Consider the following 24,417-nt stretch of genomic DNA (forward strand, 5'->3'; position numbering starts at 1 on the left):
CTCCCTTATTATTTTGTGTCGGATATTAGTCCTTTATCTGAAGTATAGCACCTCTGTTTGCAGAAGTTACAAGTGAAGCGTATCTTGCAAGATAGCCTGTTGTTACCTTTGGCTGTCTTGGTTTCCAGTTCTTTCTTCTTTCAGCAAGTTCCTCGTCAGATACTTTAAGTGTGATAGAGCAGTTGTCGATATCTATTGCTATCATATCTCCTTCTTCAACAAGTGCGATAGGACCGCCTACGGCTGCCTCAGGTGAAACGTGACCGATAGAAGCACCTCTTGAAGCACCGCTGAAACGTCCGTCAGTGATAAGTGCAACAGTTGAGCCAAGACCCATGCCTGCGATAGCAGATGTAGGATTGAGCATTTCTCTCATTCCAGGACCGCCCTTTGGTCCCTCGTAACGGATAACGACAACGTCGCCCTCAACTATCTTGCCGCCTCTGATAGCGGCGATAGCGTCCTCCTCGCAGTCGAATACTCTTGCAGGACCTTCATGAGCCAGCATTTCAGGCGCAACGGCTGAACGCTTAACAACGCAGGTGTCAGGTGCAAGGTTGCCTCTGAGAACAGCGATACCGCCTGTCTGAGAATATGGGTTGTCTATTGGTCTGATAAGCTCAGGGTTTTTGTTTACAACGCCGCTGATGTTCTCGCCTACTGTCTTGCCTGTGCAAGTCATGCAGTCTGTGTTGATAAGGTTTTTCTTGTTAAGCTCACTGAGAACTGCATAAACTCCGCCTGCTTCGTTGAGGTCTTCCATGTATGTGTGACCGGCAGGAGCAAGGTGACAGAGGTTTGGCGTTCTCTTTGATATCTCGTTTACAAAGTCAAGGTCAAGCTCTACTCCGCACTCGTGAGCGATAGCAGGGAGGTGAAGCATTGAGTTTGTTGAACAGCCAAGCGCCATATCAGCTGTGATAGCGTTGATGAAAGCGTCCTTTGTCATGATATCTCTTGGTCTGATGTTCTTCTTGTAAAGCTCCATTACCTGCATACCTGCGTGTTTTGCAAGCTTGAGTCTTTCAGAATATACAGCAGGGATAGTGCCGTTTCCTCTAAGACCCATGCCAAGAACTTCTGTAAGGCAGTTCATAGAGTTGGCAGTGTACATACCTGAACAGCTTCCGCAAGTCGGACAGGCTTTGTTCTCAAATTCCTCAACGTCATCAAGAGTGAACTTGCCTGCGTTGTAAGTACCAACAGCCTCGAACATACTTGAAAGGGAAGTCTTTTTGCCCTTAACGTGACCAGCCAGCATTGGACCGCCTGATACGAAAATAGTAGGAACGTTTACTCTTGCGGCTGCCATGAGCAGACCGGGAACGTTCTTGTCGCAGTTTGGTATCATAACAAGAGCGTCAAAGTGATGAGCCAAAGCCATGCACTCTGTTGAGTCTGCGATAAGGTCACGGGTAACGAGAGAATATTTCATTCCCATGTGACCCATAGCGATACCGTCGCAAACAGCGATAGCAGGGAATACGACAGGTGTTCCGCCTGCCATTGCAACGCCCATTTTAACAGCTTCAACTATCTTATCAATGTTCATGTGACCAGGAACTATCTCATTATATGAAGATACGATACCAACGAGAGGTCTGTCCATTTCTTCCTTTGTCATGCCAAGAGCATTGAAAAGTGATCTCTGTGGAGCTTTATCTACTCCGTCACAAAAATAATTACACGCCATTTTTATTACCTCTTTTGAAAAACATATTACTGAGAGCGGTATTATTCTCCGTCCTCATTTTCTTTTGTTTCAGCCTCGTCTGAGCTTTCCTCTGTCTTTGCAGGGTGCAGACGCTTTCTTACACCGTATGCAGAGCAGTATTCGCAAACGATATCCAGCACTGAGAATATGATAAGCATAAAATTCATTGAGAAGATACCTGTCACAAGCACGAATGCCGCAGGGATAATGAAAAGCGGGATCCCAGTGCCGTAAATATCTTCAAAATGATTGCCTTTTTTATATTGCCTTATCCAAAGCACCCAATAAAGTGCGATAACGAGCAGTGCAACAACAGCCCATATTATGAAAAGCAGCTTGCTTGAAAAGCCTACCTTGTAATCTCCGATAGCAAGGCACATATAGCCTATGCAGCCAAATCTGCCCACGCACTTTGCGATAAAAACGATAATGTTCTCGTCCTCAAGCTCAGGCTTGTCGGCAGGTGTCTTGAAACAGGCTATCACCGCAGGTATCAGCAAAAGCAAAGTAGGTATAAATCCTATTATACTAAACTTCATTTTGTCCTCCTTAGCGGAATGGTCTGTCTTCTGTTGAAACTACTTCTCGCTGCATTGTGCGGACAGTCTCATCAACAGCCGCCATAAGCTTTTTCTCAAGTGGAGTGCCCACAACATTATGAGTGTAGCTTACGGTGAAACAGGTCTTGAAGCCAGGCATATAGTCGTAAAGCGGACAATAATAGAAATATTCAATCTTACCTCTGTTTTCGACTTTTGCCTTGAAGCGTGCTCTTGGACCCATGTCATTGACAGGCAGGAACATCATTGCATTTTCAGGTACGCCACCCTTATCAAATTTCTCTGCCATGTTATAGATTATTTCGTCATCTACATCTAAAACTCCAAAAAGCGGAGTATTTGAGTCAGAGTAATCTGCATCATAATCATCATCAATGGTCGGAAGATATGACGCCAGATAGTGTACATCTCCGGCCGTTTCAAGAAAATCTCCGCTCAGGTTGAATGTTACCTTCACTCTTATCTCAGCGTTTTCACCGTCAAAAACCTCAAATTCTATTTTCCTTGACGGCTTTGCAGGAATGCTCGCTGTGTCAAGAACTTCCTGCGGTGTGGTATATTTCGGTCTTGTATAAGCACAATTGCTTCTCTTGCTTGAACTTGAAGTGGTTGCAGTGCTTGGTTTGCTTGAAGTTGTGGTGCTTGAAGAGCCGTTTATAGCCTCGTTTTTCTTGTCCATAGCCTGATTAAACAGGTCTTTCAGTCCTGTCGGACCATTGCCGTTCTTTGCCGCAGCGTTGTCTATTGCGTCAACCGCACCCTTTAAAAGCTTATCAAATAATCCCATTGTAGTTGCCCCTTTTCTTTTTTGTTATTTATTTCTTGTGTGAAAGTCCAAGGAATGCCGCACCGATTATGCCTGCGTCATTTCCGAGCTTTGCAATAACTATCTCAGTGTTCTTTGCTGAATTCTTTGTGTAAATTTCCTTAGCCACAAGCTCTTTCAGCGGCAAAAGCAGAGGGTCACCTTCGTTGCATACGCCGCCGCCGATACAGAGTATATCAGGCTGGAAGATGTTTATTGTGTTTGTGATTCCGCAAGCAAGATACTTTATGTATTTGTCAACAACTTCCTTGCCTGCCTTATCGCCTGCTCTCATAGCGTTGAACGCAGTTCTTGCAGAAACTTTGCCGTCCTCTTCGTTCATTTTCCACATGATAGAGTCCTTGTCCTCGAACATAGCCTCTTTTGTCATTCTTACAAGACCTGTTGCAGAAGAGAATACCTCAAAGCAGCCGTGTCTGCCGCAAGTACACTGCGGACCGTTAGGGTCGATAACAGTGTGACCTATCTCAGCACCTGCAAAGTTGAAGCCTGAATATATCTTTCCGTTAATGATTATTCCTCCGCCAACGCCTGTGCCCAGAGTGATACAAACAGCGTCGTTCGCACCCTTTGCTGCACCTGCAACATACTCGCCGTATGCCGCAGCGTTAGCGTCGTTCTCAACATAGCAAGGCTTGTCGATAAACTTCTTCATAAGGTCAACAACGTGGAAGTTAAGGAAACCAAGGTTGTTTGAATACTCGATAACGCCTGTGTCAGAGTTTGCAGTACCAGGTGTGCCGATACCTACAGACTCTATCTGCTCTATCTCCAGCCCTGCATTCTTTACAGCTTCCAAAGCGACCTTAGCCATATCTTCGCAGATCTCCTCCGCAGGTCTTGGCAGATTGGTCTTGCAGGTAGCCTTTGCGATTATCTCAAATTCTTCATTTACAACACCTGCTTTGATGTTAGTGCCGCCAAGATCAATACCAATGTAATACTTCATAATAATTTCTCCCTTTTATTTTCTGAGCTTACTGAGCGTTATCGCTCTCAGTGTCATCGTCATATTCGTGAAAGTTTATCTCTTCCTTTTCCTCTTTTGGCTTTTGGGCTTCAGCCTTTTTTGCTATGGCGTCATATACCAGAAGATACACAAGTTCCAGCACTACAAAGCTGATAAGACCTATCCAAAATGAGCTTGCCACAAATCCGATAATAAAAGCGATCACAAGTGCGCCAAGCTCACCTATCTCTTTTTTCAGGTCAAGTTTAAGCATTTATCTCACCTTAGTCTATCTTTGTAAGCACGAATGTGCATTTGCCCTCAACAGTATACTTGCCTGTGCCTGCTGAAATGAATACGCTTTCGCCCTTCTTTGCACAAACAGTTTCGCCACCGCTGATAACAGGCTCGCCCTCGAGAACGAGAATACTGTTGAAGCTGTTTTCGTCAGCGTCAAGCTCAGCCTTTGTTTCAACGTTCACCCTGTATGTTGTGAAGTATTCGCATTTTGAAAGACGCTTTATGTCATAGCCGTCCTTCTTCTCAACAGGTGTCTCAGGATACTGCTCAGCAGGAGCAAGCTTTGTTACGTCAAGAGCCTTGTCAACGTGCAGCTCTCTAGGCTTGCCGTCCTTGCCAACTCTGCCATAGTCATAAATTCTGTATGTAGTGTTTGAATTCTGCTGTATCTCAGCAATAAGGATACCCTTGCCGATAGCATGGAGCGTGCCTGACTTGATGAAGAAAACGTCGCCCTTCTTAACAGGTACAGCGTTTGTTACTTCAAGAAGCGTGTTGTCAGCGATCCTTCTTGCAAATTCTTCCTTTGTTATCTCGTGCTTGAAACCATAGAGAAGAGTAGCACCCTCGTCACAGTCAACAACATACCACATCTCGGTCTTGCCGTATTCGCCTTCAACTCTCATTGCATAATCGTTGTCAGGGTGTACCTGTACGGAAAGATTGTCCTTAGCGTCAATGAGCTTAATAAGGATAGGGAAGTTCTCAAATCTTTCGCAGTTCTTGCCAAGAACGCCCTTGCCTGCCTTTTCGATATACTCGTTGAGTGTCAGACCCTTGTATTCACCGTCAGCCACAACGCTTGGACCGTCCTTATGACAAGAAAGCTCCCAGCTCTCTGCGACCTTATCATAATCGCACTTTTTGCCGTACTCATCTCTAAGTCTGGTACCGCCCCAGATGTAGTCCTTAAATGCCGGATCAAGTTTAAATATTGACATTTTATATAGCCTCCAATTAATAAATATACCTTTTAATATAATACCATAACTCCGTCTATAAGTCAATATTTCTGGTATAAAAAAAGCAGGAGAACGAACTGCTCGTCCTCCTGCTGTGATGTTAAAAAATATCCTATGACCTATCAGAACAGATCACTGTGAGTTCCTGTTCTATACAGAAGCAATATAAGTTCCTCATTGCGTCTTTCATATATTAGAAGCCAGTCAGGCTCAATGTGACATTCAAGGAAACCCTTGTAATTGCCTGTCAGTGAATGCTCTCTGTATTTTGCCGGAAGTGGCTGTTCCTCAGCGAGCATGGTAATGACTTCGTTAAGGTGCAACATATTCAGACCACGGCTTTTTGCTTTTTTGAAGTCTTTTTTGAATTTGTTGTGATAAGTTATCCTAAGCATTCAGACTCTCCCAAAGCTCGTCTACCGAATCAAACGGACCAACGAGATTTTTACCCTCTTTGGCTTCGTCAAGGACTTTCTTTGTTTCTTTGTTAGGCTCTTCTTTCTGAAGTCCTTGCAAGATAACAATAAGAGCATTGAGCTGTTCTTCTGTGAGATTGTCTATCATACTGTATGCAAGTTCTTTTGTACTCATAGCTCTGCCTCCTTAAATATCTGACTAATTGTTTCGTTCTTGCTTTTATTATACCACATCAAACCATGTTGTCAAGCAATTTTGCGACGTATTTTGACGAAAAAAGCAGGAGAACGAACTGCTCGTTCTCCTGCTGACAGCGTTATTTTTTACTTCTTTTCGTCCTCATCGTTCTTAGACTCGTCAAAAAGGTTTTTCTTGTCTACAAATTTGCCGGTGCTTACGTCAAAGGCTTCGCTTGACTTCTTGTTCATGATTATCACAATTACCACAACTGCGATAGCGATTCCTGCAATGACCGCAATAACTATGATAATAGGGTTTGTTCCCTTTGAGTCTTTTTCTTCTTTTTCTGCATAAGTCTTTGTCTTGCAGTTTGTTATCTTTACACCGGTCACCGTTATCTTCGCTCTGTCAGTTGCGCCTACCATTATTTTGTATACCTGGCTAAAATCATCTGTGCCGTATGCAGTTGCGATAGACTCAAAGTCATATGTAGCCGTTGTTTCGTCAAACTCAACAGGGGCTATCTTTGCCCAAACTGCACCGTCCTGTGCCACTGATGTAGTTGTATTCTCCCAGCTCTGAAAAATAAGCTCTGCACTGTATTTGTTGCCTGACTTTTCGTTTACGTCCTCGCTGTTGAATGTAACAACTATCTTTGAATCCTTTGTGAGCCTTGTAGCATTGAAGTCGCCCTGTTCAATGGTGAGAGATTGTGTCCAATTGCTTGCGGCTTCTGCGGAGGAGCAATCTATTGTAACGTCCTCAGTTTCTGCATCTTCGGCAAAAGCAGTCAGTGTGCATGAGAATATTGAAGCGCAGGCGATGATAGCAGACATTGCTGCCGATAAAAATTTCTTCATTTTCTTTTTCCTTTCAAATTCTTACAAAATATAATTTTGCACAAAACCTAACCCTGATATTTGTGCATACCCTCTGATAATAAAGCATTATAACATAATTAAATATAAAAATCAATAACCATAATGCACAAATAATCACAGTATTTAAGGAACTATTTTACTTTTTTGAGAAAATGATCTGCAGAAAGCTTTTCCACATTGCGTCCTTGCAGTTTAATTTCCTAAATTCTGCTTTAGAACTTGCTTTACAGACAGTATTATGATATAATGATAAGAAAAGTCTTGATATAGAGGTACATAAAATGAAAATAATGGCAATAGATTATGGTGACGCAAGAACAGGCTTTGCAATAAGCGACCGCTCTGAGTTTCTTGCTTCTCCTATCGGCACTGTTCCTGAGAGAAACGCCGAAAGGCTCGCAGATAAGGCGGCTCAGACGGCGGCTGAATACGGCGCAGGTGAGATAATAGTAGGTCTGCCTATAAACATGAACGGCACGGAAGGTCCAAGAGCAGAGAAGTGCAGGGCATTTGCTGAGCTTTTGAAAGAGCGTACCGACCTGCCGGTGAGAATGTGGGACGAGCGTTCCACAACTGTCACAGCACACAATATCCTTAACGAAACAAACGTCAGGGGAAAGGCAAGAAAGGCTGTTGTAGATACAGTTGCCGCAACGATAATTTTGGAGGGCTATCTTGAATACAGAAGAAAAAAAGCAAAGCAGGCTGACTAAAAAGCAGAAAAGGAATATACTCATAGTTATAATAGTGCTTGCTGTCATGATATTAGCCGATTTCGTTTGGTCGAATACCTATATCGAGGTCAAAAAGCTGTCAGCGCATTTTGACGATCTGCCTGAGGGCTTCGAGGGCTGTAAGATAGTTCAGATATCTGACTTCCACAACGAGTGGGGCAAGGGCTACATAGACAGACTGACGGAAAAGGTCAAAGACTGTGAGCCTGACTATATCTTTGTTACAGGGGACAGCGTGGATCAGATTTTTCCCGATGTTGACCGCTCCCTTGAGTTTATGAAAAAGCTCCCTGACATATGTCCTGTCTATCTTGTTATGGGCAACCACGAATATAATCTTTCTCAGGAGGAAAGGGAAAAGTTTGTTGCAGGTTGTGAAAGCTATGGTGTAAACGTCCTCTATAACGAGCATACCACACTCACACGAAATGGTGATACTATAAGCCTGTTGGGCTTTGACAATATGGAAAATGACAGCAAGGCTTTTTCTCAGGTCACAGAGGATTTTGTCATACTGCTAAACCACTATCCTGAGGATTGCAACTATTTCAGCAAAACGGCAGTGCAGTATGGTACGCATATTGATATCGACTTCACAGGTCACGCACATGGCGGACTTATAAGGCTACCCCTTGTGAATGGTCTTTATGCACCCGGTCAGGGTCTATTCCCGAAATACACCGACGGCACTTACAGCGTGAACGATACAACCCTTGTGGTGTCAAGGGGAGTGGGCAATAGTGGCTGGACACAGCGTTTCTCAGACCCTTTTGAACTTGTGCTTTTCACCCTTGAAAAATAGTTCTTTCAGTCCCATTAGGATAAGGAAAATACCGAAAGCTTTTGAAAGCAGGCTTTGCTCTATCCTGTTTGCAAGCCATGCTGATATGATAACAGCAGCCGTTCCCCACAAAACTGCGGGAACGGCTTTTTTCCATTCCACAAGCTTGTTTTTCGTGTGAAGCACAAGGCTTATTATTGCGATAGGGATAAAAAACACAAGATTTATCCCCTGCGCCGCTAGTTGCGAAAAGCCTGCAAACACCGTCAGATAAACTATAAGCACCATTCCGCCCCCAAGACCCATGGAGGCGAAAACACCTGTAAGAAAAGCCACCGCACATATGGTATACCAAGCCGTAATATCACCCTATTTCATAAATATCCTCACGCCTGCAATTATCATAAGTGCGCCAAAAATACGTTTTAGCAGGCTGTTTGAAAGCTTTTTCATGAGCATTGCACCCACTGCTGCACCAACTATCCCAAGTGGTATGAATTTCACTGCCTGCCAAAAGTCAAGACTGCCGCCCTTGAAATATATAAGTCCGCTTATGACAGACAGTGGAAGCGTTATAGCAATGGACGTGGCATGAGCTTTTTTCGCCTCACTGCCGCCTTTTTCAAGCATAGGCACTGCTATCATTCCACCGCCCGAACCGAAAAAACCGTTGCATATCCCCACGGCTATACCTGTGAGCGCATTGAAGCATTTTTTATTTATACGCAAAAAAATCACCCCATACTATTATCTGTACGGGGTGATGATTTATTCACTGAACTATCAGTCTATCTCTACCATTATTTTCTGATCCACACGGGAAGCACCGGCACGCATTACGACTCTTATAGCCTTTGCGATCCTGCCCTGCTTGCCGATAACTCTGCCCATATCGTCCGGAGCAACGTGAAGATGATAAACCACGATACCCTCTGCGTTAGGCTCGTCAACAACGACCTCAACAGCGTCCTTGTTTTCAACAAGCTCAGAAACTATAGTTTCGAGTAATTCTTTCATAAAAATATCTCCATTCTCCCACGAAAATGCGGCAGGGAAGCGTTTTCCCCGCCGAAAACGGCAAGCGAAGTGGTGGGATAGGTGGCTCACCGTCTGAATTGTCTTGTCAGCTATTAGATAGTGCCGTTCTTCTTGAGAAGAGCCTTAACTGTATCAGTTGGCTGTGCACCGTTAGCGATCCAAGACTTTGCCTTTTCGTCGTCAACCTTGAGTACAGAAGGTTCCTTAGTTGGGTCATAGTAGCCCAGCTCTTCGATGAAACGTCCGTCTCTTGGATATCTTGAATCAGCAACTACGATTCTGTAGAAAGGAGCCTTCTTAGCACCCATTCTTCTGAGTCTGATCTTTACTGCCATTGTATTTTCACCTCCATAAAAAACTTCATATATCAAATCAATCACTTGATTGCTGATAGCTTATCAACTATTGTGGCATTCCGCCGCCAAGTCCTTTGAGAAGTGCCGCTCTGTTTCTTCTGGATTTCTTTCCGTGAAGATTTCCGCCGATACCGAACTGCTTCATCATTTTCTGCATCTGTTCAAACTGCTTTAAAAGCTGATTTACGTCAGATACCTGCGTGCCGCTTCCGGCAGCGATACGTCTTTTTCTCTTAGGGTCAATGATCGCAGGCTTTTCTCTTTCAGCCCTTGTCATTGAATTTATCATAGCCTCAGTTTTTTTCAGCTGAACCTCGCCCTGCTCCACCTGCTCGTCTGTTACCTTGTTTGCGCCTGGAAGCATTCTGATAATGGATTTCATAGAACCCATTTTCTGTATCTGCTTCATCTGCTCCAGCAAGTCGTTAAGGTCAAAGCCCTTTTCCTGCATTTTTTCTGCAAGCTTTTTGGCGTCCTTTTCGTCAACTGTCTGAGTAGCTTTCTCGATAAGTGTGAGCATATCGCCCATGCCAAGTATTCTTGAAGCCATTCTCTCAGGGTGGAAAGCCTCAAACTCGTCAAGCTTTTCGCCCATACCAACGAACTTGATAGGCTTACCTGTTACAGCAAGCACTGAAAGCGCCGCACCGCCTCTTGTGTCAGAGTCGAGCTTTGTAAGGATAACGCTGTCGATACCAAGAGCCTCGTCAAAGCTTGAAGCTACCTTTACAGCGTCCTGACCGATCATAGCGTCAACAACGAGCATTATCTCGTTCGGCTCAGCGATCTTCTTGATGTCCTTAAGCTCGTTCATAAGCTCCTCATCAATGTGAAGACGTCCTGCCGTATCTATGATAACAAGGTCATTGCCGTAATCCTTGGCGTGCTTGATACCCTCTTTTACTATCTTTCGTGGGTCTATCTGACCCATTTCAAATACTGCGACTTCGGCTCTCTCTCCCACAACCTTTAGCTGTTCGATAGCCGCAGGTCTGTAAACGTCTGCTGCTATAAGCAGAGGACGCTTGCCCTCTTTCTTGAACATCTTCGCAAGCTTCGCAGCGTGTGTTGTTTTACCTGAACCCTGAAGACCGCACATCATTATGATGCAAGGCGGCTTGTTAGGGAAGTTTATCTTCGAGTTAGCCTCGCCCATGAGCTTTATAAGCTCGTCATTAACTATCTTTATGACCTGCTGACCAGGAGTAAGGCTCTTCAGCACTTCCTCGCCAACGCTTCTCTCTGTTACCTTGGCAATAAAATCTTTTACTACCTTGTAGCTAACGTCAGCCTCAAGCAGAGCCATTTTAACTTCACGCATTGCCTCTTTTACATCGGCTTCGCTAAGTTTACCTCTTGATTTAAGACGCTTGAACACGCCGTTTAGTTTTTCTGAAAGTCCTTCAAACGCCATAAGCTGTCCTCCGTATAATTTTTTTATCTATATCTATTCTTCTTCGGTATATTCTGCGTTGTCAAATTCATCAAGCTTAGAATCGAGATTTTCAAGAAGCACTATCACCTTTTCGGCGATATCTCTCGCATAATTCTTTTTTTTACACTCGTTAAAAACGTCCATAGCCTGAGCCTTGAACTCTTTAAGCTCTGCCAGATAAGCCTCCTGCTGTTTTAGCAGACCTAGCTTTTCTTCATAATCAGCCATTGCAGTTTCACATTTTTTTATAGCATCATGAACGCCCTGTCTTGAGATATCTAGCTGAGCGGCGATCTCTCCCAACGACAGATCGTCATTGTAATAAAGATCCATGATCTCGTTTTGTTTATCAGTGAGCAGGCAGCCATACAAGTCGAGCAAAACGCTGTTTTGCAAATTTTTACTCATACCGCTTACCTCCTAATGGATTTCTGTAAAGTCATAAACCTTTACAATTATATATCAAGTTTACCGACTTGTCAAGGGGTTTTTATGAAAAAATAAAATTTAACAAAATTCTGTGGAAAAAGTCCTTTTTATATGGTATAATAGTTTATCGGTAGACATAGTGATGATAAATAGTATAGGAAATTGTATGCCAAGGGGGAAGAGTATATGATAAGCTATGTGTTGAAAAACGACAGATATGAAATGAAAGTCCCTGCCCTGACTTTTGGTGCGGCAGGTTTTGAGAGAAACGATTGTGACGATGTGTATTTTGAGTTTCTCGACAAATATGCAGAGCTTGGCGGTTGGTGTATCGATACCGCAAGAGTTTACTGCGACTGGCTGGAGAATGGTCACAATTCCAGTGAGGGCGTAATAGGCAGATGGCTCAAAGCCAGAAATAATCGTGAAAAAATTTGTATCGCCACAAAGGGTGGTCACCCTGAAATGGGTCATATGGACAAAAGCCGTCTTAGCAGGGAAGAGCTTACAAAGGATCTTGAAGAAAGCCTGAAAGTGTTGGGCGTTGACTATGTGGATATTTATTTTCTTCATCGTGACGACCCGAAGATACCTGTGGAAGAGATAATGCCAGTTCTCAATGATTTTTATGAGAGCGGAAAGATACATTTTATAGGTGTTTCAAACTGGACAACTCAGAGGATAGAGGAAGCGAATAAGTTTGCTGAGGAAAACGGTATGGAGCCTATCAGGATCAGTCAGATAAACTACAGCCTTGCTCATTCGAGCGTTGAAACTTTCGGTGACAATACTCTTGTTTGTATGGATACAAAGGAGTTCCGCTGGTACAAGAAGCATGATTTTCCTGTTATGGCGTTCTCCCCGCAGGCAAAGGGCTTTTTTGCAAAGCTTGCAAAGGGCGACGCTGCAAACAATCTCCCTGAGGGACAGTATGCAGGCCCTGCTAATCTTGCAAGACTTGCAAAGGTAAAACAGCTCAGCGAGCAGACGGGGGACACTCCGGCAAAGATAACCCTCGGCTATCTGAACAGCCAGCCGTTTTTTGTATCGTCAGTTTTCGCAGTAACAAAGCTGTGGCAGCTTGACGAGGATATGGAAGCGCAGGATCTTACATACGATCCAAAGACAGTGGCTTTCCTTGAAAATATGATATAAAATAAAAGCACTCTGCATTGATCCGCAGGGTGCTTTATTTATTCTTGATACGTTGTAGGGGACGGCGTCCTCGACGTCCAACCTCTTACACAAAAAAACTTAACTATGTGATATCTGAATACACCACATAGTTAAGTATGTACGTTCATATTGATTATGCCATTGGTATTACGCCCTTCTGAAAATTCTAGTCGTAAACTCATGCTAAATTGTACTTTGGACTCACGCCTTTCAGTAAAATTCTGTCCGCATAATATAAGCTATTCCATTGGATCTATTTCCTTTCGGTAAAAATAATCTCTAAGTGCAAATTACCTTTCCATTGGATCTATTTCCTTTCAAAATATTAAGTTATGCCTCAGTAGATAAAACTTAACGTGCCATTGGACTTAACACCTTTCGTGAAATTTATTGTCAATGAAATTTATTACATTTCCATTGGAATTATCGCCTTTCGCATAATTTCAAGATCTCATGCTCATCATATCAGATAAGCCTTGCTGAAGTAACTGGCGGATTCACCTCCAAATATCAGATGTTCAAAAGCCTTGAGTGCATTTTCATAACGCACCACTCCTTCAGTATATTATATGATCTTTAGAAAAATCTTAGTCAGTAAATCAAATCAGTAAGAGCATTAAGCTCGTAAATTTCTTGGCGGACTCACTCCATTCTATTTCATGTTCAAGTTCCTTTTGTGCATTTTCATATGCACCACTCCTCGAAATTTATTTGATTTTTATAGCTCTGTGAGCTTTTTATGTTCAGAAGCTAAATTTTACATTGGAATCACTCTTTCAGTTTATTTCTTTACCTCTGAAAAGCTGAAATTGTGCATTGGAAACACTCCTGTCTAAATTTTATTTGCAAACCTTCTGTAACCGATCATGTCGATCACTCCTTATATAAAAGTTGCAAAATATTCAATTGTAAATTTGAGAGTATCCTTAAATTGCAGTAACTCTGTGCTGTGATTAGTCCATGAGGCTCTGCAATTTCTTCCTGTGTAAATCATATATGTCTGGATTCCTGTCAGCTCATTCGTCTGCGTCTTGATCCTTTTTTACTTTAAGAAATTGCCGAGCCTATGGATACTCTCCTGGATCTCTGATGCGTCCATTGGACTCGCTCCTTTCATATCTTATTAGGTATCCGATGAGCCTGCCCGCCTGCTGAACTGTAGTGTACCTAGTGTCGGGTATATGCTGTGTCCACCGATCTGCCTGTGATATATAAGGAAAACCTCTCGCCTTACTTCGCTTTGCCGTGCCCTCTGAAATCGTTACTGTATCGTCAGACCGTTGACCGTTTCAGCGAACCCTGTTGTCTGCTTTTGTTTGGCTCTTTGTTTTTCCTTGACTATACTATACCACATATTTTAGCACTTGTCAATAGTTTTTCTCAACTTTTTGTATATTTTATATTTAATATTACTTTTACAAAATGCGCTTGACTTTGATTTTGCAGTGTAGTATAATTAAAGTGTTGCGGTGGTCAGAAACAGTCTTTCTGTTCTGATTTTTTCGATATATCCCACTCAGAAAGTGCCGATATACTGCACAAGATCATGTTAGGAGGATAATTATGGATAACGAGTTTCTGCCGGACCTTTACGAGTTGGAGGACGAAAATGGTAATAAGCAGACTTTTGAGCTGTTGGACGCAATGGAATATGGTGACGAGAAGTATTATGCTCTCACTCCTTATTATGAGAACGGTGACGAAGCCCTTGAAGATTCAGGCGACGTTGTGATACTCAAGGCTGAGTATGACGAGAACAATGACGAGATACTTGCTTCTATCGAAGATGATGACGAGTATGAGAAGATCGGTCAGATGTTCATGGAGCGTATCGATGAAATGTTCGAGTTTGACGATGAGGACGAAGACGATGATTGCGGCTGTGGCTGCGGTTGTCACGATCACGACCACCTGTCATAAGAAAGATATCTCAGCATATAGGCTTGTCAATGTGTAAAATGTACAATTTTATGTACTTTGATTTGCTGAAATTACCTATTGATATTATGGATATGTTGTGATATACTAAGTAACAGAAAAAGTTTCCTGCCTTGTGCGAACAAGCACAGTTATTATAAATCCAACACTTCTAAAAAGGGATTCAGACTCTGGAAATGGATTGCAGACCTCCCGAACGAAACCGCATTTGCCGTTTCGGAAACGGACGAAGGGAGCGTGAAGCTTTCAGGCTGTTTTACCCACCCTGCTTTTATAGCGGGTTTATCGGCTGTGCGACGGCAAGGCGGCTTTTACTTAAACACTGAGCGTACCGATTTTTCGGTACGCTTTTTTGTGTCATAAAAACCATGTCGGCATAAAATGAGATAACGGAGCGTCTGCGGTGATCGTATGACAGTGGGTGACGCAGCCGAAGATCTGTGTCCGCAGGGCAGCCCGTTGTCATTTACTGCAGGACGTTTCGTTTATATAGAAAAAAGCCGCTGTGCCTGTGGGCATAACGGCTTTCTTCTTGTCAGATAAATAAATTACTTTCGCTAGTATGTTCAGCGGTGGCTGATAATGCCTTTTCCGCTGGATATTTGCTGTTTATGTATTCGGCGGCAACGAAAATAAATTCGCTGTTAGTGGGGTAGTGGTCAGGTCTTATGGCGAAATTACCGAATATCTCGGCTTTGTCTTTGTCCTGAGCTTTTTCCCAACCGATCCTTATGGCGGTGCGCATATTTCTTTCAACGCTTACTGTGGTTACTCCATGTGCCGCCGCTATCTCCGGATAAATGACCTTTGTGACACGTCTGTTGGCTTTGTCTGTCGTAAGAGCCATTTTTATTGCCTCTTTGATGTAGCCATAGCCGTTATAATTCGGAGTTATGCACAACCGCTTCATCACGGTGGATATAGCAGATTGTATGTCGCCATTGGTGTACCCCTTATCAGAGCCTCGTGTTATTGTGATGTTCGGATCTGCAGAATCATCAGGACACTGAAGCGCTCTGAGTGCGTTTTTGATATCCGCACAGCTTAGAGGGCTTATTATTATCCTGTCTGCATATTTTGCAAGTCCATTGTTTCCATTGTTGGTTTTTCTGCCGGAAAGCATGATTATTTTCAGCTTAGGACAAGCCCCTTTAAGATTTTTGCACAGCTCGTATGGAAACTCCGTTATTTCTGAAATTATCAGAAAATCAGGCTTGCTTTTAAGTGCCTCAAGCTGTATCTCCAGTGGATTGTAGTCTGACTGAGCAACACTGTACCCCTGTTTTTTCAGATAGTCTGCCACCTTCATGCCAGTCTGATTGAGGCTTCCGACAAGGATTTTGATCACGTCTTTTTTACACATTTTAATTCTTCCTCCAATTTTTTTATTTTTTAACTTTATACTACACTTGCAGTATAACATTTTTACGGTATAATTTCAAGTTTTTTACTTAATTTTCTTGCTTTTTGTACTATGTTTTAAGAAATGCGCAATAATCTATACATAGTAAATAAACAAATGTCGGTTATGACCAAATTTTAAATGAGATAATTGTGCAAATATTGTAATTTACACAGAGAAAATATGCTTTTGTGTCGTTTAAATCAATATATTATATGAATAAATTGACGATTTGCTATATTTTACATCAACTTTACATTGTTATAAAAGCTTATTTTATGTAGAAAAAAGTCGAAAACGCTAGCAAAGATTGCTATATGATTAATAAAATATTAAGATAAATGTGTGATTTTACATTTATTAATATTTGCGAAATGATATAGAAATATATAAATGAATGGTATTTTTACATAGCTTTTACAAAGGATAATTTCTTGACAAAAGCTTTATTGCGTGGTAAAATATACGGGAGGATCGTTGCAAAAACATGGTCAGCAGCTTTTTTGTGCCACCAGTTTGCAATGATGTCTTTGTAAAAAATTATAGATAATGTTGAGGGAGGCGACGTCGTTTTATGAAAAAAGACGTTATCAATTACATTTGGACAGATAAGAAAAGAACGATTTTTGGTCTGCCTATATCATTTACAAGATATTTTCTCACAGAAGATAAGTTTATAACACGCAAGGGTTTTCTCAGCATAGAGGAAGACGAGCTTGACCTTTATAGGGTCGTCGACAAAAAGCTTGTCCTGCCGTTCGGACAAAGAATGTTCGGCTGTGGCACAATAGTAATGAATGTCAAAGACGTTGATACGCCTGTTAAGGAAGTCAAGTCCATAAAAGCACCAAGAGATGTGCTTGCACAGCTTGATAAGTATATCAATATAAATCGTGATAGATACCGTGTGAGGGGCAGGGATATGGTCGGCGGTGACGGCGGTCATTGCCATGATCATGATGATTTTGATATCCATGACGATATCATATAAAGTTCTATAAGAATAAGGGGCTTTCGCAGATCTTTCTGTGAGAGCCTTTTTTGGAGAGGAAAGTGTGAATGTTTTCAAAAGAATATTTTCAGTCCCTTGAAAGCTCGTGGGACAGGCTCAAGACCTGTGAAAAGCCGATATTCATATACGGCATGGGCGATGGAGCGGAAAAGCTTCTTGATGAATTTGATAGACTTGGCATAAAATGCACAGGTGTTTTTGCAAGCGACGATTTTGTCCGCGGACAAAGCTTCAGAGGGTTTAAGGTGCAGACTTTCTCACAGGTGCAAGCTCGGTTTGGGAATATCACAGTTGTGCTTGGCTTTGGCACGAGCCTGCCTGAGATAATGGAGCGTATCGACAATATTGAAAAAAGCTGCGAGGTCATAGTGCCGGAAATGTACGTTGCAGGCGATGAAAATTTCAGCAAGGAAAAGCTTCTCTCAATGTATTCTCAGGCTGAAAAAGCTTACCGCCTTTTTGATGACGATATTTCAAAGCTTACCTTTGAAAAGCTGACAGCGTTCAAGATAACAGGCAAGCTTTCTTATCTCCGTGAGATATTTACGGATAAGGACAAGATAACCGAGATACTTCCCCTTGGAGAAAACGAGATATACTGCGACTTGGGAGCATACACAGGCGACACTGCCGCAGAGCTTATCTCACGCACAGGGGGAAAGTATGAGAGAATATATGCCCTCGAACCTGAGAGAAAAAACTTTCAGAAATGCCTGAAAAATCTAAAAGCCAATGACAATATAAGTCTTTACAATGCCGCCGCATGGAGCATTGATACCGAGCTTTATTTCGCAGGTGGCGCAGGCAGACAGGGCAGAGTAGATGCCACAGGAAAAAAGGTTCGTGCAAGAAGTCTGGACAGCGTTCTTGCAGGCAAAAAATGCACCTATATAAAATATGACGTTGAGGGAGCAGACCTAGAAGCTATCAAAGGCAGTGAATATACCATTTCACGCTATGCCCCAAAAATATGCAGTGCATTGTATCACAGACCATATGATTACATCACCCTGCCTCTGTATATAAACAGCCTTTGCAAGGGATACAAATTCTATATCCGTCAGGAAAGATATTACCCCGCATGGGAAACAAACCTTTTCTGCGTCCATGATAAATAAGGAGAAAAATAATGAGTATAACAGTAAGCCTTAACGATAACTGGAAAATGAAAAAAGCAGGCTCGCAGGAGAGCTTTGACTGCAAAGTTCCATGCTCTGTATATGAGACCCTGCTTGACTATAAAAAGATACCCGACCCATATTATCGTGAGAACGAGTATATCTCCACTCAGATATGTGATGATGACTTTGACTTTGAAACTACATTCACCGCAGACAAGGCCGCAGTGGAGTGCGAGCATACTGTCCTGCACTTTGACGGCATTGATACCATAGCAAACGTCTGTCTCAACGGCATTCACCTCGGCAGAGTGAACAATATGCACAGAGTGTGGGAGTTTCCTGTCCATGGTATTATCAAAGAGGGGGACAACACTCTCACAGTGAAAATAACCTCGCCAAACAGATACATAAAAGAAATGGACGAAAAACGTCACCTTTGGGGCGTTGACTCCACCATGACAGGCTATACACATATAAGAAAAGCCCATTGTATGTTCGGCTGGGATTGGGGTCCAATGCTCCCTGACATGGGAATATGGCGCAATGTATCCCTTATCGTCCCAGTTGCAGGACGTATACTTGACGTTTACTACAGCCAGAAACACACCGATAACAAAGTGACTTTGAAAGCCCTTTTGCATATAGAAAACCACGGCTGTAAAAAAGCTATGGTGGAAATATCCGACCCGCAGGGCAATATCGCCGCAAAAGCCGACATAAGCCTAGAGGAAAGTTCAGAATATTATGAAACAGAGCTTGTGATAAACGACCCTCAGCTTTGGTGGGTGAACGGCTATGGCGAACAGCCACTCTATATCTGTGCAGTGACTTTGTATGATGAAAACGGCTTGTGCGCTGATAAAAATACACAGCGCATAGGTCTTAGAACTTTAACTGTCAGCCGTGAAAAAGATCAGTGGGGCGAGGAGTTCTGCTTTATAAACAACGGCGTGAAGATATTTGCCATGGGCGCAAACTATATTCCCGAAGACCAGATAGTCACACGCTGTAACGAGGAGAAAACAAGAAAGCTCCTTGCAGACTGCAAGGCCGCAAACTATAACTTTATAAGAGTGTGGGGCGGCGGTTATTATCCTGACGAGTATTTCTATGACTTCTGTGACGAGAACGGTATCATAGTATGGCAGGACTTTATGTTCGCCTGCTCTGCATATCTGCTCACAGAGGAGTTTGAAGAAACTGTCCGTGGGGAAGTTCGTGACAACGTTATTCGCCTGAGAAACCACCCCTCCCTTGGTCTGTGGTGCGGCAACAACGAGATAGAATCCGCATGGGAATATTGGGGTCTTCCCGAGGACGAGGAAGCAAAGCGTGACTATCTTATCATTTTTGAGGATATTATCCCACAGGTGCTTAAAGCCTATGACCCATGCGAAAACACCTTCTATTGGCCGTCATCACCTTCATCAGGGGGAGGCTTCAAGGACGCATCATCAAACCACGCAGGGGATATGCACTATTGGGACGTTTGGCACAACTTCAAGCCTATCGAAGCGTTCAGAGAATTTTATTACCGCTTCTGCTCAGAATACGGCTTTGAAAGCCTGCCTGATATAAAGACCTGCCGTGCCTTTGCTGATGAAACAAAGGGCGACTTTGACCTTTGCTCACCAGTTATGGAGGCACATCAGAAGTGCGTTCAGGGCAACGAGAAGATAATGTACTATCTCGCTCAAATGGTGAGATATCCATATGATTTCAAAAAGCTCATCTATTCCTCACAGCTCGTTCAGGCAGACTGCATACGCTCCAATGTCGAGCATATGAGAAGAGCAAGAGGCAGATGTATGGGCTCTGCATATTGGCAGGTGAACGATTCAAACCCTGTTATCTCATGGTCAAGTATCGACTATTTCGGCAGGTGGAAAGGTCTGCATTATTATGCAAAACGTTTTTACGCACCATGCCTTATCTCCTGCGACGATACCCATAGAAAAAAGCCTGTACTCAATATATTCAACGAGCGAATGACAGCCTTTGAGGGCATTGTAAAATGGACGCTTAGAAACAATAAAGCTGAAATTCTGCAAAGCGGCGAAAAATCCGTGAGCGTTCCATCTCTCACAGCACAGAACGTCCTTACTATCGACCTTTCAGATGAGCTTAAAAACCGTACCGACCCTCGTGAAAAATATCTCGAATATTCCATTATGGAGAACGGCAAGGTGTTGAGCTTTGGCACAACGCTCTTTGTGCGCCCGAAAGAATTTACCTTCCTAGAGCCTGCCATAATCTACGGCATATCAGAAAGCGAGGATAAATTCGCCCTGACATTCTGTGCCGAGAATTACGCCAAAAGCGTTTGCCTCAGCCTAAAGACCGCAGATTGCGTGTTCTCTGACAACTGGTTCGATATCCACGGAAAAGAGCCTGTTACCATAATGATAGACAAAGCCTCCCTCAGCAGAAAAATGACAGCGCAGGAGCTGTCCGAGGAGCTTGAGATAATGCACAATTAGGGCTGTGACACTATGTTACCAGCAAGGAAAATTTGATGTTTATAAACACGCAATGCCTGTGCTTTGCAAATGTACATATCAAGCTATCCTGCGTATAAGTAGCCTGAAATAAAATTTTAGGAGGAACTGCTTTGAAAGTAAAACTAAGCAAATACTTGAAGCCCTATGCACTGTTTGCGGTGCTGACACCTCTATCCATGGTGGGAGAAGTGCTGGGTGACCTGCTTCAGCCAAAGCTTATGTCAAAAATAGTTGACGATGGTGTGCTGGGTCAGGATATGGATCTTATCATAAGAACGGGACTTCTTATGCTCCTTGTTCTTATAGGCGGCGGAGCTTGCGGAATTGCGGCTTCTGCATTCGGTGGGATAGCTTCCCAAAGCTTTTCAAGAGATCTGCGTGTGGACGTTTTTAAGCGTGTCATGGGTCTTTCATTTGAACAGACCGACAAGTTCACAACAGGCTCATTGGTAACACGTCTTACAGCGGATATAACCGCCATTCAGCAAATGGTAGACTTCATGCTGAGAATGTTGGTGCGTGACACCCTGCTGTTCTTCGGCGGAATAATCATGATGCTCACTCTGAACGTTCGCTTTGGAATAATAATTCTATGTGCCTTGCCTGTCGAGATAATCATGATGATAGTAATTCTCAAAAAGGCAAACCCATACTATTCTATCGTTGCAAAACGTCTTGACAGCGTAAACTCTGTGGTTCAGGAGAACGTCACAGGCGCAAGAGTAGTAAAAGCCTATGTGAGAGAGGATACAGAAGAAAAGCGTTTTGACGATGCAAATATAAGCCTTATGGAATCAAACCTCCGTGTCCAGACCCTTATGGCTATCCTTCAGCCGCTTCTTATGATAATACTCAATCTGTCTGTTATTGCCGTTATAGTTATAGGCGGCTGGCAGGTGCAGGCACAAGCTATGAAGGTCGGCGAGGTCATGGCGGCTATCACATATCTTACTCAGGTCTTGCATGGCGTAATGATGATGTCTATGATGTTCCAGACCCTCGCAAAGGCTTCCGCATCTGCAAACAGATTGAGAGAAGTCCTCGAAACTGACCCAGTTATAAAAAGCGGCAGCGTTTCCCTTGCAGATAAAACAGGGGGCACAGTGAGCTTTAAAAACGTTTCATTCTCCTATCCTGAAACCAAGGGCAGACCTGTTATCTCAGACCTTACCCTTGATATAAAGTCAGGCGAGAGCGTCGCCATACTAGGTGCAACTGGTTCGGGAAAATCCTCCCTTGTGAACCTTATCCCAAGATTTTACGATTGCACAGCAGGGGAAGTCCTCGTTGACGGCGTAAACGTCAAGGACTGCAAGCTTGACGAGCTTAGAAAGAAAGTTGGCATAGTCCTGCAAAAGAGCGAGCTTTTCTCAGGCACAGTTGAGGACAACATAAAGTGGGGCGACAAAAACGCTACCCATGAGGAGGTCATCTCCGCCGCACAGGCAGCTCAGGCTGACGAGTTCATTCAGAAAATACCTGCAGGCTATGAGGGTATTATAGCCGAAAAGGGTGCTTCACTGTCAGGCGGTCAGAAGCAAAGGCTTTCTATCTCAAGAGCGGTACTTAAAAAACCTGAGATCCTCATTCTTGATGATTCCACCTCCGCCCTCGACCTTGGCACAGAAGCAAAGCTCCGTGCGGAGATAGACCGCAAAATGAACGGCACTACCCTTATCATAATCGCACAGCGTATCCAGAGCGTAAAATCATGCGACAGGATAGCCGTCCTCGACCACGGCAAGCTTTGTGCCTGCGATACTCATGAAAATCTGCTAAAGACCTGCGAGGTATATCAGGATATCTACGCCTCGCAGGTGAAAACGTCAGGAGGTGAAGTGTAATGCCTCCAATGCCTCCAATGGGACCCGGCGGAAGAAAACCGGGCGGACCTCACGGTGCAAGGCTCACAATGGAAAAGCCTAAGGACGCAAAGAACACCCTTAAAAAGCTTATCGGCTATATAGGCAGAAACAGATATCTGTTTTTCGCTCTTATCGGTGTAATGCTCATCATAACTCTGCTCAACCTTGCCGCACCATCAATACAACAGATAGCCATAGACTGCATCACTCTCACCAAAAAGAAAACAAGCGTTGACTTCGGTGCGCTTGGCAAAACGCTCATAGGTCTTGGTGCAGTTTATCTCCTGTCCTCTGTTTTCACCTATATGCAGGGAATATTCTCCGCAAAGCTTTCACAGTACACAGTAAAGACCATGCGTAAAGACTTGTTCTCAAGCCTTGTAAGACTTCCTATAAAATATCTCGATACCCACAGCCATGGCGATATAATGAGCCGTATGACAAACGACGTCGAGAACATTTCCACAACTATCTCTCAGTCTATAGGCTCGCTCATCTCAGGCGTGCTGACCATAGTGGGAACAGTTGTCATAATGCTTCTGTATTCACCGCTTCTTACCCTTATCTCACTGTCTACAGTGTTTCTTACCATATTCGTTTCAGGCGTACTCACAAAGTATATGAAGAAATATTTCATCAAACAGCAGGTGCTTCTTGGCGAGATAAACGGTGAAGTGGAAGAAATGGTAGTGGGCTATAGGACGGTCGTTTCCTACGGCAAGGAGCAGGACGCTGTTGACAAGTTCGAGAAAATGAGCAACAATCTGAAAAAATGCGGCATAAAAGCTCAGATATTCGGTGGTGTAATGGGTCCTTGCATGAACTTAATATCCAATTTCGGCTTTATCCTTATCGCTGCATTTGGCGGCTGGTTCGCAATAAAAGGCTTTATAACAGTGGGAACTATTCAGGCTTTCATACTCTATTCAAAACAGTTCTCACGTCCTATCAATGAGATTGCAAACCAGTTTGCAAATATCCAGACCGCAATAGCAGGTGCAGAGCGTATATTTGAGGTCATGGACGCTGATAAGGAAACTGACGAGGGCAAGGCCGACTTTGAGGTGGAAAACGTCAAAGGCGATATCGACTTCAAGCATATCGACTTCTCGTATGTTCCTGAAAAACAGGTGCTAAAAGACCTCAATCTTGAAGTAAAAGCAGGTCAGAAAATAGCCATAGTCGGTGCAACAGGCTCAGGCAAGACCACCATAGTAAATCTTCTCACAAGATTTTATCCTGTTGACAGCGGTGAGATAACCATAGACGGTCAGAGCATTTACGATATCCCGAAAGACAAGCTCAGACGTTCCATAGCCATAGTTTTGCAGGATACAGTGCTTTTTAAGGACACCATAGAAGAGAATATCCGCTACGGCAGAGAAAACGCCACCCTTGCTGAAATAAAGGCGGCGGCAAAGTTTGCGAACGCAGACGAGTTCATAGAAAGACTTTCCGAGGGTTACGACACAGTGCTTGCCGAGGGCGGCTCAAACCTTTCACAAGGTCAGCGTCAGCTTCTCTCCATAGCAAGAGCAGTGCTTGCCGACCCGAAGATACTTATTCTTGACGAAGCCACTTCCTCAGTTGATACCAGAACTGAGATGCACATTCAGTCCGCAATGGTGGCTCTTATGAAAAACAGAACCTCCCTTATCATCGCTCACCGACTTTCCACTATCCGTGACGCTGATAAGATAGTCGTTATCGACGGCGGACGTGTTGCAGAGCAGGGCAGCCATGAGGAGCTTATCGCCGCCAAGGGCTGTTACTACAGACTTTATCAGACGCAGTTCTCAGGCGTTAAGACCTGATACAATGGTGTCTGGTAAACGTACAT

The 24,417-nt window shown here is 43.5% G+C and carries 25 protein-coding genes; 9 read left to right on the forward strand and 16 right to left on the reverse strand.

Going from position 1 to position 24,417, the window contains the following annotated elements; genetic code table 11:
- Window positions 1–25 precede the first annotated feature (25 nt).
- The 9 genes from ilvD to DWW81_RS01220 form a co-directional block, all read right to left on the reverse strand.
- On the reverse strand, window positions 26–1,693 hold the full coding sequence (gene ilvD, locus DWW81_RS01180; RefSeq protein WP_022286635.1) for a dihydroxy-acid dehydratase: 1,668 nt from the start codon (window positions 1,691–1,693) through the stop codon (window positions 26–28).
- A 41-nt stretch (window positions 1,694–1,734) separates the two neighbouring features.
- Window positions 1,735–2,253, reverse strand: coding sequence for a hypothetical protein (locus tag DWW81_RS01185; protein WP_117896428.1), 519 nt, complete (start codon window positions 2,251–2,253; stop codon window positions 1,735–1,737).
- A 10-nt stretch (window positions 2,254–2,263) separates the two neighbouring features.
- Window positions 2,264–3,061: a hypothetical protein gene (locus tag DWW81_RS01190; RefSeq protein ID WP_117896429.1), complete on the reverse strand. Its 798-nt coding sequence runs from the start codon at window positions 3,059–3,061 to the stop codon at window positions 2,264–2,266.
- Window positions 3,062–3,089: 28 nt separating this feature from the next.
- Complete coding sequence (locus DWW81_RS01195) at window positions 3,090–4,049, reverse strand: ROK family glucokinase (protein ID WP_022286632.1); 960 nt, start codon at window positions 4,047–4,049, stop codon at window positions 3,090–3,092.
- A 28-nt stretch (window positions 4,050–4,077) separates the two neighbouring features.
- On the reverse strand, window positions 4,078–4,323 hold the full coding sequence (locus DWW81_RS01200) for a hypothetical protein (protein ID WP_117858428.1): 246 nt from the start codon (window positions 4,321–4,323) through the stop codon (window positions 4,078–4,080).
- Between the two features lie 10 nt (window positions 4,324–4,333).
- On the reverse strand, window positions 4,334–5,290 hold the full coding sequence (locus DWW81_RS01205; RefSeq protein WP_117896430.1) for a type I phosphomannose isomerase catalytic subunit: 957 nt from the start codon (window positions 5,288–5,290) through the stop codon (window positions 4,334–4,336).
- Between the two features lie 143 nt (window positions 5,291–5,433).
- Window positions 5,434–5,706 (reverse strand): type II toxin-antitoxin system YafQ family toxin, encoded by a 273-nt coding sequence (locus DWW81_RS01210; protein ID WP_117896431.1) that lies wholly within the window; start codon window positions 5,704–5,706, stop codon window positions 5,434–5,436.
- Entirely contained in the window at window positions 5,699–5,902 is a 204-nt protein-coding gene (locus DWW81_RS01215) for a hypothetical protein (RefSeq protein ID WP_117896432.1), read from the reverse strand. Before DWW81_RS01215 ends, DWW81_RS01210 begins: the two co-directional genes overlap by 8 nt.
- Window positions 5,903–6,051: 149 nt before the next feature.
- Entirely contained in the window at window positions 6,052–6,768 is a 717-nt protein-coding gene (locus tag DWW81_RS01220; RefSeq protein ID WP_117896433.1) for a hypothetical protein, read from the reverse strand.
- A 302-nt stretch (window positions 6,769–7,070) separates the two neighbouring features.
- Here DWW81_RS01220 and ruvX point away from each other — a divergent pair, with 302 nt between their 5' ends.
- Together ruvX and DWW81_RS01230 are read left to right on the forward strand one after the other, a co-directional pair.
- Entirely contained in the window at window positions 7,071–7,502 is a 432-nt protein-coding gene (gene ruvX, locus DWW81_RS01225; RefSeq protein ID WP_022286628.1) for a Holliday junction resolvase RuvX, read from the forward strand.
- Window positions 7,465–8,325: a metallophosphoesterase gene (locus tag DWW81_RS01230; protein WP_117896434.1), complete on the forward strand. Its 861-nt coding sequence runs from the start codon at window positions 7,465–7,467 to the stop codon at window positions 8,323–8,325. Before ruvX ends, DWW81_RS01230 begins: the two co-directional genes overlap by 38 nt.
- Here the strand turns inward: DWW81_RS01230 and DWW81_RS01235 are convergent.
- The 6 genes from DWW81_RS01235 to ylxM all read right to left on the reverse strand — a co-directional run bounded on the left by DWW81_RS01235 (window position 8,284) and on the right by ylxM (window position 11,541).
- Complete coding sequence (locus DWW81_RS01235; protein ID WP_147338947.1) at window positions 8,284–8,640, reverse strand: sulfite exporter TauE/SafE family protein; 357 nt, start codon at window positions 8,638–8,640, stop codon at window positions 8,284–8,286. The genes DWW81_RS01230 and DWW81_RS01235 overlap by 42 nt on opposite strands.
- Before the next feature lie 33 nt (window positions 8,641–8,673).
- Entirely contained in the window at window positions 8,674–9,033 is a 360-nt protein-coding gene (locus DWW81_RS01240; RefSeq protein WP_242989537.1) for a sulfite exporter TauE/SafE family protein, read from the reverse strand.
- Window positions 9,034–9,087: 54 nt separating this feature from the next.
- Window positions 9,088–9,321 carry a KH domain-containing protein gene (locus tag DWW81_RS01245; RefSeq protein WP_022286624.1) on the reverse strand — a complete coding sequence of 78 codons (234 nt, stop codon included), beginning with the start codon at window positions 9,319–9,321 and terminating at the stop codon, window positions 9,088–9,090.
- Between the two features lie 113 nt (window positions 9,322–9,434).
- The gene (gene rpsP / locus DWW81_RS01250) at window positions 9,435–9,677 is read right to left on the reverse strand and encodes a 30S ribosomal protein S16 (RefSeq protein ID WP_022286623.1); all 243 of its coding nucleotides are present in this window, start codon (window positions 9,675–9,677) and stop codon (window positions 9,435–9,437) included.
- A gap of 67 nt (window positions 9,678–9,744) precedes the next feature.
- Window positions 9,745–11,112, reverse strand: a complete 1,368-nt coding sequence (ffh, locus tag DWW81_RS01255) for a signal recognition particle protein (RefSeq protein WP_022286622.1) — start codon at window positions 11,110–11,112, stop codon at window positions 9,745–9,747.
- Between the two features lie 33 nt (window positions 11,113–11,145).
- Window positions 11,146–11,541, reverse strand: a complete 396-nt coding sequence (gene ylxM, locus DWW81_RS01260) for a YlxM family DNA-binding protein (RefSeq protein ID WP_022286621.1) — start codon at window positions 11,539–11,541, stop codon at window positions 11,146–11,148.
- Window positions 11,542–11,748: 207 nt separating this feature from the next.
- On the opposite strand from ylxM, the gene DWW81_RS01265 reads away from it, so the two are divergent.
- Window positions 11,749–12,717 carry an aldo/keto reductase gene (locus tag DWW81_RS01265; protein ID WP_117896435.1) on the forward strand — a complete coding sequence of 323 codons (969 nt, stop codon included), beginning with the start codon at window positions 11,749–11,751 and terminating at the stop codon, window positions 12,715–12,717.
- A 1,584-nt stretch (window positions 12,718–14,301) separates the two neighbouring features.
- The gene (locus DWW81_RS01270; RefSeq protein WP_022286619.1) at window positions 14,302–14,658 is read left to right on the forward strand and encodes a DUF1292 domain-containing protein; all 357 of its coding nucleotides are present in this window, start codon (window positions 14,302–14,304) and stop codon (window positions 14,656–14,658) included.
- Window positions 14,659–15,211: 553 nt separating this feature from the next.
- Here DWW81_RS01270 and DWW81_RS01275 read toward each other — a convergent pair.
- Window positions 15,212–16,039 carry a sporulation initiation factor Spo0A C-terminal domain-containing protein gene (locus DWW81_RS01275; protein WP_181982633.1) on the reverse strand — a complete coding sequence of 276 codons (828 nt, stop codon included), beginning with the start codon at window positions 16,037–16,039 and terminating at the stop codon, window positions 15,212–15,214.
- A gap of 613 nt (window positions 16,040–16,652) precedes the next feature.
- Between DWW81_RS01275 and DWW81_RS01280 the strand changes: the two genes are divergently transcribed.
- From DWW81_RS01280 to DWW81_RS01300, 5 genes are all read left to right on the forward strand, one after another.
- Window positions 16,653–17,069, forward strand: coding sequence for a PH domain-containing protein (locus tag DWW81_RS01280; protein ID WP_117863546.1), 417 nt, complete (start codon window positions 16,653–16,655; stop codon window positions 17,067–17,069).
- A 68-nt stretch (window positions 17,070–17,137) separates the two neighbouring features.
- Window positions 17,138–18,208: an FkbM family methyltransferase gene (locus DWW81_RS01285; protein ID WP_117896437.1), complete on the forward strand. Its 1,071-nt coding sequence runs from the start codon at window positions 17,138–17,140 to the stop codon at window positions 18,206–18,208.
- A gap of 11 nt (window positions 18,209–18,219) precedes the next feature.
- Window positions 18,220–20,691, forward strand: coding sequence for a glycoside hydrolase family 2 protein (locus DWW81_RS01290; protein WP_117896438.1), 2,472 nt, complete (start codon window positions 18,220–18,222; stop codon window positions 20,689–20,691).
- Between the two features lie 131 nt (window positions 20,692–20,822).
- Window positions 20,823–22,556, forward strand: a complete 1,734-nt coding sequence (locus tag DWW81_RS01295) for an ABC transporter ATP-binding protein (protein ID WP_278307467.1) — start codon at window positions 20,823–20,825, stop codon at window positions 22,554–22,556.
- Window positions 22,556–24,391 carry an ABC transporter ATP-binding protein gene (locus DWW81_RS01300; RefSeq protein ID WP_117896439.1) on the forward strand — a complete coding sequence of 612 codons (1,836 nt, stop codon included), beginning with the start codon at window positions 22,556–22,558 and terminating at the stop codon, window positions 24,389–24,391. Before DWW81_RS01295 ends, DWW81_RS01300 begins: the two co-directional genes overlap by 1 nt.
- The last annotated feature ends 26 nt before the right edge of the window (window positions 24,392–24,417 follow it).

Origin of the sequence: Ruminococcus sp. AF17-1AC (genome assembly GCF_003461385.1) — a bacterium.
GTDB classification, from domain to species: Bacteria; Bacillota; Clostridia; order Oscillospirales; family Ruminococcaceae; genus Hominimerdicola; species Hominimerdicola aceti.